The 15,301-nt window shown below is 47.1% G+C and carries 12 protein-coding genes and 1 pseudogene; all 13 read right to left on the bottom strand.

The window, feature by feature from the left end:
* Positions 1-153 precede the first annotated feature (153 nt).
* Positions 154-679, bottom strand: a pseudogene (locus tag WKT10_RS03920) (hypothetical protein).
* A 274-nt stretch (positions 680-953) separates the two neighbouring features.
* Positions 954-1,784, bottom strand: coding sequence for a metallophosphoesterase (locus WKT10_RS03915; protein WP_340275568.1), 831 nt, complete (start codon positions 1,782-1,784; stop codon positions 954-956).
* A 346-nt stretch (positions 1,785-2,130) separates the two neighbouring features.
* On the bottom strand, positions 2,131-3,069 hold the full coding sequence (gene tsf / locus WKT10_RS03910) for a translation elongation factor Ts (RefSeq protein ID WP_296038797.1): 939 nt from the start codon (positions 3,067-3,069) through the stop codon (positions 2,131-2,133).
* A 30-nt stretch (positions 3,070-3,099) separates the two neighbouring features.
* Positions 3,100-3,852, bottom strand: coding sequence for a 30S ribosomal protein S2 (gene rpsB / locus WKT10_RS03905; RefSeq protein WP_066548014.1), 753 nt, complete (start codon positions 3,850-3,852; stop codon positions 3,100-3,102).
* 216 nt (positions 3,853-4,068) lie between these two features.
* Entirely contained in the window at positions 4,069-4,857 is a 789-nt protein-coding gene (gene codY, locus WKT10_RS03900; RefSeq protein ID WP_066548012.1) for a GTP-sensing pleiotropic transcriptional regulator CodY, read from the bottom strand.
* Positions 4,858-4,976: 119 nt separating this feature from the next.
* A complete protein-coding gene (gene topA, locus WKT10_RS03895; protein WP_340275564.1) occupies positions 4,977-7,088 on the bottom strand; it encodes a type I DNA topoisomerase in 2,112 nt (703 codons plus the stop codon).
* A 61-nt stretch (positions 7,089-7,149) separates the two neighbouring features.
* Positions 7,150-8,262: a DNA-processing protein DprA gene (gene dprA / locus WKT10_RS03890; protein WP_340275562.1), complete on the bottom strand. Its 1,113-nt coding sequence runs from the start codon at positions 8,260-8,262 to the stop codon at positions 7,150-7,152.
* On the bottom strand, positions 8,241-9,794 hold the full coding sequence (locus tag WKT10_RS03885) for a YifB family Mg chelatase-like AAA ATPase (protein ID WP_337933151.1): 1,554 nt from the start codon (positions 9,792-9,794) through the stop codon (positions 8,241-8,243). Before WKT10_RS03885 ends, dprA begins: the two co-directional genes overlap by 22 nt.
* 241 nt (positions 9,795-10,035) lie before the next feature.
* The gene (gene galE / locus WKT10_RS03880; protein WP_340275559.1) at positions 10,036-11,052 is read right to left on the bottom strand and encodes a UDP-glucose 4-epimerase GalE; all 1,017 of its coding nucleotides are present in this window, start codon (positions 11,050-11,052) and stop codon (positions 10,036-10,038) included.
* 124 nt (positions 11,053-11,176) lie between these two features.
* The gene (sigK, locus tag WKT10_RS03875; RefSeq protein WP_278284200.1) at positions 11,177-11,821 is read right to left on the bottom strand and encodes an RNA polymerase sporulation sigma factor SigK; all 645 of its coding nucleotides are present in this window, start codon (positions 11,819-11,821) and stop codon (positions 11,177-11,179) included.
* A gap of 45 nt (positions 11,822-11,866) precedes the next feature.
* Positions 11,867-13,186 carry an MATE family efflux transporter gene (locus WKT10_RS03870; protein ID WP_340275552.1) on the bottom strand — a complete coding sequence of 440 codons (1,320 nt, stop codon included), beginning with the start codon at positions 13,184-13,186 and terminating at the stop codon, positions 11,867-11,869.
* Positions 13,187-13,333: 147 nt separating this feature from the next.
* Entirely contained in the window at positions 13,334-14,512 is a 1,179-nt protein-coding gene (locus WKT10_RS03865) for a phosphoribosylaminoimidazolecarboxamide formyltransferase (RefSeq protein WP_066547986.1), read from the bottom strand.
* Between the two features lie 31 nt (positions 14,513-14,543).
* Positions 14,544-15,257 carry an IMP cyclohydrolase gene (locus WKT10_RS03860; RefSeq protein WP_066547984.1) on the bottom strand — a complete coding sequence of 238 codons (714 nt, stop codon included), beginning with the start codon at positions 15,255-15,257 and terminating at the stop codon, positions 14,544-14,546.
* Positions 15,258-15,301: the final 44 nt, after the last annotated feature.

Genomic DNA, 15,301 nt, shown 5'->3' with positions numbered 1-15,301 from the left:
CATCGTTTAAACCATGCAGGCGCTTTTAATTTACAACTTTTTATTGGTTGGTGCAAGTTTTTTATTTCTTTTTCAAGATTTATTATACTGCTTATGCTTATAAATATATCAGAACATTTTTCCAAGTGTACAGATATGGCTAAAAATTACATCTTAAATATAACGGCAAATATGATCCACTGCTATATCTGAAAACCCATAGGCTTCCGCCTTTGTCATTTTTCCATTGCAAACCTCTATGACTTCCTTTAACAATCGTTCTCCCGCTTCTTCAATCGTACAGGTTCCTTCCATTATCTCACATACACCTATATCAATGTTATCATGCATACGTTCAAACGTATCTCGATTTCCGGTTACTTTAAGAACTGGTGCCAGCGCATGTCCCGTTGGTGTTCCCCTGCCTGTGGTAAACACAATAAGACTGCCCCCCCGCTACCATTGAGGTAACAGATGCAATATCATAGCCAGGAGTATCCATAATAATTGCGCCTTGTTTTGTAGGTCTTGCTGTCTCAGGCAGAACTTCCACAATGGGCCTTGTACCTCCTTTACGGATACATCCCAAACTTTTTTCTTCCAATGTAGATAATCCCCCTGTTTTATTTCCCGGTGTCGGCTGGCCTGTCCGGCAGTCCTGTCCTGCTAAAGCCAGATGCTTCTCATAATCTTTACAAATCTGGATAATCTGATTATGAATCTCAGGAGTTGCACCACGTTTTGCTCACTTAGACAAATTTTATTATCTATTTACAATAGTTATATGATTTAGAAGCAGAAGTCAACATTTTTCATTATTTTCTTTATAAAGTTGTATGTTTTATAGCTATTTTTACATTAGTTGTAATTTATATCTTTTTATATTTTGACGTTTTATACAATCAGCCCCCGGTCTGTGTGGTCATTTTATCATTTTTTTGGTATTTTGCGTCCTGTTTTATGTTTTTTTACAATTAAATGCTGTCCAGGTGAACAATAACCACTTCCGGCCTGTTATTAAACCGTACCGGAATGATACTGTTTCCTATTCCTCTGCTGACAATCATAGTTGTAAGGTTTTCTGAATAGGCTCCTGCATCATATTTGGGAAAAATCCCCTGACCAGGCGCGATCAATCCACCGATAAAAGGCAACCTGAACTGTCCGCCATGGGCGTGTCCGCTTAATACCAGATCAATGCTTTCGGACACATAGGTTCTGAAATACTCCGGTCTGTGAGACAGCAAAATGCAGTAATCTTCCGTAAGCTTCATCCCCTTTATTTTATTTTTTAATGCGCTTTCTTTTTCAGATAAATTCCCAGTGGTAAAATCCGGATCGTCCAGACCTGCAATCTGTATCCTTTCATTATCCTTCATAAGCCCTACGGATCTGTCATGCAGGATGATAACACCTGTATCAAGCAGTTTCTCCTCTAATTCCTGATACCGTCCGCCAATCCACGCTTCATGGTTTCCTGTCACATAATAGCATGGTGCAATCTCTGTAAGTCTTTTTATCAGCTCCTCCGCTATTTTCATATCGGTTCTTTTGGAATCTACAAAATCTCCAGTTACAGCAATCATATCCGGACTTTCTTTTTTGATTATGGACGTCAAACGGCAATTATTTTCTCCATACTCCCCATTATGCAGATCCGATACAACGGCGATTTTGTATTGGTCAAATGCAGCCGGAAGACTGTCGCTTAAAACAGTATAATGTGTAATACCAACCGTGTTATTCTGCCAGCCGGTCCATATTATCAACGCCGCTGCTACCGCCGCCAGTTTTATATGTTTCACTATTTTCACCTCCGGGGAAATTTCGTCTATGATCCATCCGTTATTTAAAAATCAAATACAGTGCAAGGATAATCCCATTCATCTATCTACCATTTTCCTTCCTTAGCGTGTTTCTGTTTTACCTTTCATCTGTGTTCTTTTCCAGCACCTGGGTAATCTGCTCATAGCCATGTCTATGCAGAACCCTGCTCCAGTACAGGCCAAACCAGATCCTGATATACACCTGCATTATAATCTATAGATTAATGCATCGTAAAGCGCAAATCCGTTTCAAACCGCAAAAAACCCTTGAAAATGCCCATTTCTGAGCTTTTCAAGGGTTTTAACCTAGATTTTATTCAGGAAATTACTTACCCATCTGAGCCGCAACCTCAGCTGCAAAATCCTCATTCTTCTTCTCAAGACCCTCGCCGGTCTCGAAACGAACGAACTTCTTGATCTTAACGTCTGCATTGTTTGCCTTTGCAACAGCTGCAACATACTGAGCTACACTCTGCTTGCCATCCTCAGCCTTTACATAAACCTGATCTAACAGACAGAATTCCTTTAATTCTTTGTTGATACGTCCCTGGATCATTCCCTGGATTACCTTCTCAGGCTTGGAAGCCTCTTTAGGATCATTCTGGATCTGAGCCATCAGGATGCTCTTCTCATGCTCGATGAAAGCCTCGTCAACCTCATCTCTGCTGGTGAACTGCGGCTTTAATGCAGCTGCCTGCATAGCTACGTTTCTAGCCATCTCTTTGATCTCGTCATTTACAACGTTGGTCTCAACGTCAACCAGAACGCCGATCTTTCCGCCTGCATGGATGTAGGAAGCAACAAAACCGTTCTCCTCTGTTACCTTCTCAAAACGGCGGATATTCATGTTCTCGCCGATGATGGAAATCTGAGAGGAAAGAGCCTCTTTTACAGTCAGGGACTCATCCTTAGCCCACTTCTCAGCCATAAAGCTGTCCATATCAGCTGCGGAAGAAGCCAGAGCCTGTGCTGCTACGTCTGCAACGTATGCCTGGAATACGGCATTCTTTGCAACGAAGTCAGTCTCAGCATTAACCTCTACTACTACTGCGGTCTTCTCATCAGCAGTCAGTAATGTATCTACGATACCCTCAGCCGCAATACGTCCAGCCTTCTTAGCTGCGCCTGCAAGTCCCTTTTCTCTTAAGAACTCAACAGCCTTTTCCATATCGCCGTCTGTAGCTGCAAGAGCCTTCTTGCAGTCCATCATTCCGGCACCGGTCATCTCTCTCAACTCTTTTACCATTGCTGCGGTTACTGCCATCTTGTCATCCTCCAATATTAAAAGTTTTAATTACGCCTCTGCACCCTCTGCTTCAAATGCATCTGCAGGTACTTCGATCTCCATTGCGCCCTCTAAAACTTCGCCCTGCTTAGCCTCGATCACAGCGTCAGCCATCTTGGAAACGATCAGCTTAACGGCTCTGATAGCGTCGTCATTGCCAGGGATCACATAATCTAACTCTTCAGGATCGCAGTTTGTATCAACGATACCTAACAGGGTGATACCCAGAGTATGAGCCTCCTGAATACAGATGTGCTCCTTCTTGGGATCTACTACGAAGATTGCGTCTGGAAGCTTCTTCATATCCTTGATTCCGCCCAGGTTCTTCTCTAACTTGTCCCATTCCTTCTTTAACTCGATTACTTCCTTCTTTGGAAGAACATCAAAGGTTCCGTCCTCAGACATAGCCTCGATCTCTTTCAGTCTTGCAATACGGCTCTGGATGGTCTTGAAGTTGGTCAGCATACCGCCTAACCATCTCTCGTTTACATAGTACATACCACAGCGCTCTGCCTCAGTCTTGATTGCTTCCTGAGCCTGCTTCTTTGTACCTACGAACAGGATAGTGCCGCCCTCAGCTGCGATATCAGATACAGCCTTGTAAGCCTCATCTACCTTTCCTACAGACTTCTGTAAGTCAATGATGTAGATGCCGTTTCTCTCTGTGTAGATGTATGGAGCCATCTTAGGGTTCCATCTTCTTGTCTGGTGACCGAAGTGTACACCAGCTTCCAGTAACTGCTTCATAGAAATTACGCTCATGTTTATACCTCCGTTTGGTTTTTAGCCGAACCGCTGAGCATGGGTTCCGGCATCGTCCGCCTGCTTCTCATGCTTCTTCAGAAGACCTCAGGCTCTGCCCCAGGCACCTTTCCAAAAAATCCACAGACGTGTTTTTTCAGCCTTTCTACTATATCATAAAAAAAGACAGCTTGCAAGCACTTTTTGCAAACTGTCCTTTATCTTTTTGATAAAATCCTATTTCAGATTTGAATTAGACGCCTTAATGGCCTTTAACTCATCAAACACCACGTCGTTGAGAACCTTGATATAGGTACCCTTCATGCCGGAGGAACGTGACTCAATCACACCGGCGCTTTCAAACTTGCGAAGTGCATTTACGATCACAGAGCGGGTAATACCAACCCTGTCTGCAATCTTGCTGGCTACCAGAATGCCCTCATTTCCGTTAAGCTCTTCAAAAATATGGATAATGGCTTCCAGCTCCGAGAAAGACAGGGTGCTGATGGCAGACTTTACAATCTGAACTTTTCTTGTCTCCTCTGCATTTTCCTCATTCACAGAGCGCATCATCTCAAGTCCTACCACCGTAGTGCCGTATTCGCTGAGGATGATATCATCAATATCATACTGGCTGTCTGATTTATAAATAAATAATGTACCCAGACGCTCCCCTGCAATATCGATGGGGGTAATAATGGCCTGATACTTTTTCACGTTCTCCTCCGCAAAGCCCAGCGTTGCCAGGTTTACGTTCTCCTTTGTAGACAAAACACTGAGAAGACGTTCATTTAACATTTTGTCAACAAAGCCGCCTACCTGATCTTCGATCAGCTCCTCGATCTCATCCACACCTGGGCAGAGACTTACGCCAAGGACTTTGCCCTTCCTGCTGATAACAAGGATATTGGATAACAGGATCTCACTCAAAACTTTGCAGATGTCATTAAAAACAACCTTATGTGAATTGTTGTTATGCAATAGCTTGTTGATTTTTCTTGTTTTGTCCAACAATTGAACGCTCATAATCGAAACCCTCCTTATCTCAAAGGTATACTATACTAATAATTGAATTTTAGCACAATTCCAAAGCAATAACAAGAGTTTTTTGAAGTTTTCGATTATTTTAAGATATTTGTCTTTTTCTACTTTTCTTTTTCTGCCGGATCCATACGATAACCGCAGGTTTCATCCGCGCAGAGCAGCTTACTGCCCTTTTCTACCATATAAGAGCCGCACTTGGGACATTTTTGAGTGGAAGGCTTCTGCCAGGACATGAAGTCACAGTCCGGATTTGCCTCACAGCCGTAATAAAGACGGCCCTTTTTCGTCTTCTTGCGCACCACCTCTTTGCCGCACTTGGGACAGGGAACGCCGATCTTTTCCAGATAGGGTTTCGTATTTTTGCAGTCCGGAAAGCCAGGGCAGGCCAGGAACTTTCCATGGGGACCGTATTTGATCACCATGTTCCTTCCGCAGAGTTCACAGATTTCATCCGTAACCTCATCCTCGATCTTAACCGATTCCAGCTCCTTTTCCGCGATCGTTACCGCCTCGTCCAGATCTGGATAAAAATTACTTACCACGGTTTTCCATGCCACCGTGCCGTCTGCCACCTTATCCAGAAGGGATTCCATATTTGCGGTAAAGCTCACATCTACAATGCTTGGGAAGGACTGCTTCATGATCCGGTTTACTACCTCTCCCAGCTCTGTCACATAAAGATTTTTATTTTCCTTTGCAACATAGCGTCTGGCAATAATGGTAGTAATGGTGGGCGCATAGGTACTGGGACGTCCGATTCCCTGCTCCTCCAGCGCCTTTACAAGGGAAGCCTCTGTATAGTGAGCCGGCGGCTGGGTAAAGTGCTGGCTGGGCTCCAGTTTTTCCAGAGAAAGCGCACTTCCCTTTTCCATGGCTCCCATGGTCTGGCCCTTCTCCTCTTCATCATCTGCATCTACATATACAGACATAAAACCGTCAAAGGACAGCCGGGACGCAGCTGCACTGAACAGCTGGTTTCCTCCCCGGATTTTTACCATGGTCGTCTCATACACGGCCGGAGCCATGCGGCTGGCAGCAAAACGCTTCCAGATCAGCTGATACAGACGGAAAAGGTCTCTTGGAAGAGATTCCTTTACCATTACAGGAGTAAGGGATATATCGGTAGGGCGGATAGCCTCATGAGCATCCTGGATCTTTCCCGCATTCTTTTTGGCCGGTTCGCCTGCAGCCATATAGTTTTCTCCATAGTGCTCTTTTACAAAGGCTCTTGCCGCAGCATCTGCTTCTTCCGCGATACGGGTAGAATCGGTTCGCAGATAAGTGATCAAACCAATGGTGCCGTGCCCCTTTACCTCTACGCCCTCATAGAGCTGCTGAGCCAGGCGCATGGTCTTCTGGGTCGAAAAATTAAGAGCCTTTGAGGCTTCCTGCTGCATGGTACTGGTGGTAAACGGAATCGGTGCTTTTTTCACACGCTCTCCCTTTTTCACCTCATCCAAAAGGTAGGATACGTTTTCTAAATCCTTCATAACCGCATCCAGCTCTGCCTTGCTGCGGATCACCGTCTTTGCGCCCTTTGCCTTTTCCTCCTTTCCGCTGTCTGCAGGGCCGTAATAACGGGCAGTCAGAGGCTTTTTCATTCCGGCAATTTTAAAGGACGCGTCCAAGTTCCAGTATTCCTCAGGAATAAATGCATTAATCTCATCCTCACGGTCGCAGATCATGCGCAGGGCCACAGACTGAACGCGGCCGGCGCTTAAGCCTCTCTTAACCTTTGCCCATAAAAGCGGACTGATGCGGTAGCCTACCATACGGTCCAACATCCTGCGGGTCTGCTGAGCATTGACTAGATTCATATCCAGCGTTCTCGGAGCCTTTAAGGAAGCCTTTACTGCATTTTTAGTAATCTCATTAAAGCTGATGCGGTAAACGGATTTATTCTTTACCTCATCCAGCTTTAAAGCCTTCATCAGATGCCATGAAATGGCTTCTCCCTCACGGTCCGGGTCCGTTGCCAGATAGATCTTATCTGCCTTTTTTACCTCCTTGCGCAGCTTCGCAAGAACATCTCCCTTTCCGCGGATCGTAATATATTTCGGTTCATAACCATGCTCCGGATCAAAGCCAAGCTGGCTTTTAGGCAGATCCCTTACATGGCCTCCGGAAGCGTCTACCTCGTAGCTGCTTCCCAGAAACTTTTTTATGGTTTTCACCTTTGCAGGTGATTCTACGATTACCAGATGATTCGCCATGGTGTAAAACTCCTTATTTTGTGTTACTGATTCTTTCTGTCAGTTTCCCCTTGGGGCCATATCATAAATCCCCTCTGACATAGTACAGACCTGTTGTCCGCACTGCATAGCCTTCCAGCTCCAGAGTGAGAAGGACATCCATGGACTGGCTTACAGAAAGTCCTGCCCTCGCTGCGATTTCCTCTGCATGGAGCGGTTCGGAATCCAAGCAACTATACACCATTTTTTCACGCTTTGCAAGTCCCTTCTCAATTTTTCCCCCTGCCCGGTCTTTCTTTTTGTAGGAAATGCCCATGTTTTCCAAAAGGTTTTCCGCAGACAGGAGGACAAAAGCACCGGAAGCGATAAGCTGATTACAGCCTTCGCTTAAGGAATCTGTAATCCGTCCCGGAACCGCATAAATATCCTTTCCCTGATCCAGTCCTGTTTGTGCTGTAATCAGGGAACCGCTCTTTTTTCTGGCCTCTATCACCAAAACTGCGTCTGAAAGACCGCTGATGATCCGGTTTCTCATGAGGAAATTGCGGGCCAGAGGCGGGGTATCCGGGGGATACTCCGATATAAGACCGCCCTGTTCCCCAATTTGAGTATACAGGCTGTAATTGGATCTGGGATAACAGATATTTACGCCGCAGCCCAGAACTGCAAAGGTTTTTCCACCTCCATCCAAAGCGCCTTTATGTCCGGCTCCATCGATTCCCCGAGCCAGGCCGCTGATGATCGTTACGCCTGCCTCTGCCAGCTCTTTCGCCATATGCTCTGCCGTCTGCCGGCCATAAGCCGAACACTCCCTGGCACCGATAATAGCCGCCGCCGGTTCATCTTCTTTTGGGAGATCTCCTTTCACATACAAAGCAGCCGGAAAGTCATACATGGAAAGAAGACGGGACGGATAATCCGGATCCAGATGCGTGATAAAACGGATTCCTTTTTCTGCCAGACGGTAATATTCCTCTTCCATCGGATAAAATTCCTTTTTCCAGGCATCATACCGTATGCAGCTTTCCTCTGTCTTTAAGATCCCCGCTTTTTGAAGTTCCATTCCTTCTATATAATATGCATTTCGATAGCTTCCTGCAAATGCTCCGATCCGTTTTACAGTCACAGCTCCCATTCCCTCCATCCGGATGAGCCAGTGCAAAAACAGCCGTTCTAATTCTTCTCCCGTCCCCATAATCGTCCCTCCAGTGTGCGGTATCCAAATGCCTCTGCCAGGTGTTCCCGCCTGATATTTTTCTCTCCTGCCAGATCCGCTATGGTTCTGGCTGTCTTTAAAACCTTATGATAACTTCTGGCACTTAATCCTCTTATTTCATAAACTTTTTCGGCAAACTCCCGTTCCCTTTCTCCCAACGGACAAAAACGCCGGATTTCCGCCGGCCCCATCCGGCTGTTAAAGCGGATTTTCGTTCCTTCAAAGCGCTTTTTCTGTATTTTTACGGCCCGTTCCACCCGTGTGCGGATCTCTTTTGAGGATTCATTTTCCGCCGGAGTCTCTTCCAGCTCCCGAAAGGAAACGGGAGCCGCCTCCACCCCCATATCGAAGCGCTCTAAAATAGGGCGGGACAGCCTTCTTAAATATCCCTGGATCTGCGCCTCTGTACAGCTGCACCGGTTACGGTTCGGAAAAAAGCCGCAGGGGCAGGGATTCATGGCTCCCACAATGAGAAAATCCGCCGGAAACTCACAGCTTCCCCAGACACGGCTGATCACAATTTTCCGTTCTTCCATAGGCTGACGCAGCGCCTCTATGGCGCCGCGGCTGAAATGAGGCAGCTCATCTAAAAACAGCACGCCTCCCGAAGCAAGTGAAAATTCTCCGGGAACCGGAAAGCGGCCGCCTCCTGTAAGGCCCTGAGGAGAAATCGTGTGGTGGGGACTGCGGAAGGGCCGCTTAGAAAGCAGCGGACGCCCAGGGGGAAGCTTGCCGCAGACGCTGTAAACTCTGGATATCTCTATATCCTCTTCTCTGGTGAGACCAGGAAGAATCGTGGGGATACGGGAGGCTACCATAGATTTTCCGGTTCCCGCACTGCCGCACATCAAAAGGCCGTGCATTCCCGCCGCAGCCACCTCTGCGGCCCGCCGCAGCACTCCCTGCCCGTTTATTTCCTTAAAATCGACCAAATCTCCTTCGCAGGATCTATCCTTCTCCTCCTCTTCTGTCTCCTCTTTCTGTCCTGTACTTTTCCAGTCCGGCCTGGCCAGCGTCTGGACCAGCTCTTTCAGCGAGCGGATCCCGATGATCTGTATTCCTTTTATGAGCCTCCCTTCCCTTTCATTTTCCCCCGGCAGGATACACTGTCTCAATCCCCCTGCTCTTGCGGCCTCCGTATGGACCAGAACTCCCGGAACTGGTTTTACGCTTCCATCCAGCCCCAGCTCTCCAATCACAAGACATTCTCCCAGTCCGCCTGTATCTAAGACCCCAAAAGCACCTAATACTGCTACTGCAATGGGAAGATCAAAGGCCGTTCCTCCCTTTTTTACACCTGCCGGCGATAAATTTACCGTAATCTTTTTAGCCGGAAGCTGAAAGCCGGAATTTTTTAACGCGGTCCGGACCCGCTCCTGTGCTTCCCTGACCTCTGTGGACAGCTGACCGGATATGGAAAAACCTGGAAGACCATTTGCCACATCCGCCTCCACAGACACCGGATATGCCCCGATTCCCTGTATTCCGCTGCTGTTAATCCTTGTAAACATAAACCCACCTCCTGTTTCGTTAAAAAGGTACACTTCGCCCCTGACTCGCCAATGGTAAACGGGAATAAAAAAGATAAAACCAATGAAATTCAGATATGATCAAACAGATTTGAAAAATTTGTTTAATAGATCAAACAGATATTTTTACTATACCGGATAACCTGCAAAATAGCAAGCAAAATTTAAGAGCCATACCAGCCGTTGGAACTCTGTCCGCTTCTGCTGATATGGCTCCTGTATTTTATTCTCTGTAGCCGTCCGGATTCATGGACTGCCATCTCCAGGAATCGGCACACATTTCCTCGATTCCCTTTTCAGCAACCCAGCCTAACTCCTCTTTTGCCTTTGTGCAGTCCGAGTAGCAGGTTGCGATATCTCCGGCCCTGCGGGGCTGAATTTCATACTTTAAAGTTTTGTGGCAGGCTTTTTCATAGGCATGAAGCACATCAAGGACGCTGTAGCCTACGCCTGTACCCAGGTTGTAGATGCTGACACCCTCTTTGGATTCCAGCTTCTTCATGGCCTTTACATGGCCTTTCGCAAGGTCTACCACATGGATATAATCTCTTACGCCTGTGCCGTCCGGTGTGTCATAATCATTTCCGAATACATTTAAATGATCTCTCTTACCGATCGCTACCTGCGCAATATAGGGGACAAGATTGTTCGGAATTCCCTTGGGATCCTCTCCGATCCTTCCGCTCTCATGGGCGCCGATTGGGTTAAAGTAACGCAGCAGCATTACATTCCACTCCGGATCTGCAGTATGGAAATCAGTCAGGATCTGCTCCAGCATTCCCTTGGTGCGTCCGTAGGGATTGGTAATCTCACCCTTGGGACATTTCTCTGTAATGGGGATCTGTGCAGGATCGCCGTATACCGTTGCAGAAGAGCTGAATACAATGTTCTTTACGCCGTGATTTCTCATCTCATCACACAGGATCAGCGTTCCTGTAATATTATTGTGATAATATTCCAGAGGCTTCTGAACGGATTCACCTACTGCCTTTAAGCCTGCAAAATGGATCACAGCCTGGATGGATTCCTGATCGAAAATCCTTTTTACCGCCTCGCGGTCCAGCAGATCTGCCTGATAAAATTTCAGCTTCTTTCCCGTGATCTCCTCAACACGCTCCAGGGCCTTCTCACTGGAATTGTAAAGATTGTCTACGACTACTACCTCATAGCCTGCATTCAGCAGCTCTACGCAGGTATGGCTTCCGATATATCCGGCGCCTCCCGTTACTAAAACAGCCATGTCATTTCCTCCTTATCCTGTCTTTCCTACTCAGTATAAACGGAAATCATTTCCATGACAATGCATATTTTTTTAATTTATTTACACTTTTATCCTGTATTTTAGATATTTATGGCGCTGCCGCTTAAAAATGCTCAAATTCTGCCCGAAGCTTCCCTATCGCCCGCTTTTCAATCCGGCTGACATAGGATCTGGATATCCCCATACGGGCTGCAATTTCCCTCTGTGTATGCTCCCTGCCCCGAAAGAGGCCGTACCGCATGGAAATGACCTGTTTTTCCGGATCTGTCAGGCAGCGGTCAAAGGCCCGGTACATTTCCCTGATATCCTGATCCAAGATCAGCCCGTCTATGGTTTCGGGATTTTCCATCTCGATCACGTCCATCAGACTTACGGTTTCTCCGTCCTTGTCTACTCCGATGGGTTCATAGAGGGATACCTCTCTTGCAAGTTTCTTATTGCTTCTGAGCTTCATCAGCACTTCGTTTTCCACGCACCGGGCCGCGTACGTCGCCAGTTTTGAACCTTTGTCTGCATTAAATGTATTGACTGCTTTTATCAGTCCGATGGTTCCCACCGACAGAAGATCCTCTGTTTCGTAATCCGGGCACTGATATTTTTTTACCACATGGGCTACCAGACGCATATTATGCTCAATGAGCATATTTCTGGCAGACTGGTCGCCCCCTTTGCAGCGCTCCAGACACTCCTTTTCTTCCATCTGGGATAATGGTTTTGGAAAAGTTTTCAAAGAAAGCCACCCCTGCATATTCTTACTTCATCATATGCCGGAGCAGCTTGCCAGGTGTACGTACTATTTTTCCAAAATGATCCTGCGGTAAAAAATCAGAGTGAGCACCGTTGCTGCGATCCATCCAAAGGGCCAGGCCATCCAGATTCCGGTGCTTCCAAAATGCGGAGTTAAAAGTTCTGCCATACAGATCCTTAAGATCAGATCCGGCACCGTAGCGATCACAAAATATTTCATAGCCCCAGCTCCCCGGATAATGCCGTCTGTCATCAGCTTTACCGCTATCATAAAGTACATGGGGCTTACGATCCTTAAAAATAATACACCTGCTTCGATCGCATCTTTGCTCTCCCCACTCAAAAACAGCCCCATCATCTGCCTTCCAAAAAAAACATACAAAATCACAAATGGAAGGGCCGCAAACAGCGACAAGCCGATCCCTGTGTGAAATCCGGCCGGAAGGCGCTCCCTTTTTCCTGCCCCCAGGTTCTGGGCCGTATAGCTGGAAAGACAGCTTCCCAACGCCATGAAGGAATTGATGGCAAAGGTATTGAGCTTGATCGCCCCGGAATATCCTGCGATCACCGCAGAGCCGTACCGGTTTACAATCTCCTGGACAAACATATTTCCCACAGACAGGACGCTCTGCTGAAGGATGCTGGGAACCGCAATAGCTGCAATCTGGCCCAGAAGCACCCAGTCAAACAGCCGCGGCCTTCCCTCACAGGAAATCTTCGTAAGCCGGAACCTCAGCGTCACAAGTGCCAGTACAGCGGAAATCCCCTGAGCAATAAAGGTCGCCCAGGCCACGCCTGCCACTCCCAGGCCAAGTCCTGCCACAAACCAGAAATCCAGAAAAATATTTCCCAGAGAAGAACCGATCAGAAAATACAGAGGCTTCCTGGAATCTCCCAGGGCCGTAAAGATTCCCGTACATACATTGTACAAAAACAAAAAGGTCAGTCCATATACATAAATCTTAAGATAGAACTCACCTTCTGAAAAAATATTTTCCGGCGTATGTACCAGCTCCATCATCCAGCTACAGAAAAACCAGCCAAACAGCGTTAAAACCGCGCTTAACACACCGCAGGCAATAAAAGCCGTGCTGACTGCAGATTTCATCCTCTTTAAATCTCCGGCTCCAAACAGCCGTGACACCACAACCGATGCTCCCAGATTGCTTCCTACGGCAAAGGCCATAAATATCACTGTAATCGGATAGGAGGCACCTACTGCCGCCAGCGCATCTTCTCCTGCGAACCGTCCTGCAATGCTGCTGTCCGCAACACTGTAAAACTGCTGAAACATTACGCTTGCCAGCATGGGAAGAAGAAAGCGCCACAGGGTGTGACGCGGATGCTCTCTTGTCAGATCTTTCATTCTCATTATCCTCGTTTCATGCCGGTATAATTTCCCATAATTTTCCTTTTTAAATCGGATAAAAGGCCCATGGACCATTTGGCCCATGAGCCGTGTCTTTTGGCGGGATCCTTTCAGCTGCTCCGATGGATGCAGTACAGCTATGCTTTAATGATGGAACAGGCGGATTCCCGTAAATGCCATCACCATGCCGTACTGATCGCAGGTTTCGATCACCTGGTCATCCCGGACAGAGCCTCCCGGCTGTGCTACATATTTTACACCGCTTTTATAAGCCCTGTCAATATTATCTCCGAAGGGGAAGAAAGCGTCCGAGCCAAGAGCTACGTCCGTAAGGCCGTCCAGCCATGCCCGCTTTTCCTCTTTTGTAAATACAGGGGGCTTTTCCTTAAAAATGCGCTCCCATCTTCCCTCTGCCAGCACATCCATATAATCCTCGCCAATGTATAAATCAATGGCATTATCTCTGTCTGCCCGGCGGATACCGTCGATAAAGGGCAGATTCAGCACCTGGGGTGCCTGGCGCAGATACCAGTTATCTGCCTTGCTGCCTGCCAGTCTGGTGCAGTGTACTCTGGACTGCTGTCCTGCTCCGATTCCGATGGCCTGACCGCCTTTTGCAAAGCAGACGGAATTGGACTGGGTATATTTTAAGACAATGAGAGAAATCAGAAGATCTCTTGCTGCATCCTCTGGAAGTTCTTTTTCCTTTGTAACAATATGCTCGAGCAGAGTCTTGTCAATCTTTAAATTATTGTGACCCTGTTCGAAGACAACGCCAAATACCTGCTTGCGCTCCAAAGCCTCTGGCTCATAGTCCGGATCGATCTGGATCACATTGTAATTGCCGTTTTTCTTGGTCTTTAAGATTTCTAACGCCTCCGGCTCGTATCCGGGAGCGATCACACCGTCTGAAACCTCTCTCTTAATCAGCCGGGCTGTGTCCACGTCGCAGACATCCGATAATGAAATAAAATCTCCAAAAGAAGACATACGGTCTGCGCCTCTGGCTCTGGCATAGGCACAGGCTAAGGGAGAAAGCTCTCCAAGATCATCCACCCAGTAAATTTTCCTTAACACCTCATCCATGGGAAGGCCCACGGCGGCGCCAGCAGGCGAAACGTGCTTAAAGGAGGTGGCTGCCGGAAGTCCCGTTGCCTCCTTTAACTCTTTTACCAGCTGCCATCCGTTTAAGGCATCCAAAAGGTTGATATAACCCGGTCTTCCGCTTAAAACTGTAATGGGAAGCTCTCTGTCATTTTCCATGAAAATCCGTGAAGGCTTCTGATTGGGGTTGCATCCGTATTTTAATTCCAGTTCTTTCATGCTTCTCTCTCCTGACTTATTTTTAAAATGGCTATTGATTCTTATTTACAATTCTTGTCTCTGTCTCACCTGTAGCAATGTCGATATATCGCACAAAGAGGGATACCTTGTTATCCTCATTTAAGCTGTTCCAGACCATTGAGGTAAATTCGTCAATGGTTCCCTCAATGGCTACAGCCTTTGGCTCACCCTCAAAGCTTGGAAGAGGACTGCCGTCATGCATATAGGTATGGATGAAATGGCCCATTCCGGCTGCAGGGTTCTGATATGCATAGGTAAAACGCAGACAGGAGGAGGGGTCACCCTGATTGCTCTTTAAAATAGACATGGCATAGCTGTAACGGCCATTTTCCGTGTGAAGGATACCGGAAATCCGGGGCGTATAGTTGGGAGCATCTGGCTCAAACTCACGGCTGCGCAGAGACTGCTCAAAGGTAAGCTGATGATCCATTCCCTCATAAATGGTATCCGTCTGATCACCGTTTGTTACAATGGTTTTATTGCCCAGCACACGGACCGGAGCATAGATGATCAGGCTGGGATCTTCCAGTTTTTCAGGATCAAAGGCCTGAGTACGGATTCCTTCTCCCTCTGTCACAAATACGCGGTTGCGGCTGTTTGCGCTTCTTCCCATGATAAAATAGGCGGTCACCGCATATCTGCCATCCCCAGTCTCTCCGATGACGATCCCCCGTCCCGGATACGCATTGGTCTTTAATTCCTGTTCCAGTGATCTTACATTCATGTTTTGGCCTCCATATATAAAAGTAAAATAAAAAACCGGTCTCC

The organism is Enterocloster sp. HCN-30185, from assembly GCF_037890305.1.
Lineage (GTDB): Bacteria > Bacillota > Clostridia > Lachnospirales > Lachnospiraceae > Enterocloster.
The sequence above is the reverse complement of the archived record's forward strand: the minus strand, read 5'-3'. Positions and strand labels throughout refer to the sequence as shown.

Coding starts and splice junctions, on each gene's coding strand:
- WKT10_RS03865 (WP_066547986.1), bottom strand. CDS start 14,512: ATGAAAGAACTGGAATTAAAATACGGATGCAACCCCAATCAGAAGCCT.
- topA (WP_340275564.1), bottom strand. CDS start 7,088: ATGGCGAATCATCTGGTAATCGTAGAATCACCTGCAAAGGTGAAAACC.
- galE (WP_340275559.1), bottom strand. CDS start 11,052: ATGGCTGTTTTAGTAACGGGAGGCGCCGGATATATCGGAAGCCATACC.
- rpsB (WP_066548014.1), bottom strand. CDS start 3,852: ATGAGCGTAATTTCTATGAAGCAGTTACTGGAAGCTGGTGTACACTTC.
- sigK (WP_278284200.1), bottom strand. CDS start 11,821: ATGCAGGGGTGGCTTTCTTTGAAAACTTTTCCAAAACCATTATCCCAG.
- WKT10_RS03885 (WP_337933151.1), bottom strand. CDS start 9,794: ATGTTTACAAGGATTAACAGCAGCGGAATACAGGGAATCGGGGCATAT.
- codY (WP_066548012.1), bottom strand. CDS start 4,857: ATGAGCGTTCAATTGTTGGACAAAACAAGAAAAATCAACAAGCTATTG.
- dprA (WP_340275562.1), bottom strand. CDS start 8,262: ATGGGGACGGGAGAAGAATTAGAACGGCTGTTTTTGCACTGGCTCATC.
- tsf (WP_296038797.1), bottom strand. CDS start 3,069: ATGGCAGTAACCGCAGCAATGGTAAAAGAGTTGAGAGAGATGACCGGT.
- WKT10_RS03860 (WP_066547984.1), bottom strand. CDS start 15,257: ATGAATGTAAGATCACTGGAACAGGAATTAAAGACCAATGCGTATCCG.
- WKT10_RS03870 (WP_340275552.1), bottom strand. CDS start 13,186: ATGAAAGATCTGACAAGAGAGCATCCGCGTCACACCCTGTGGCGCTTT.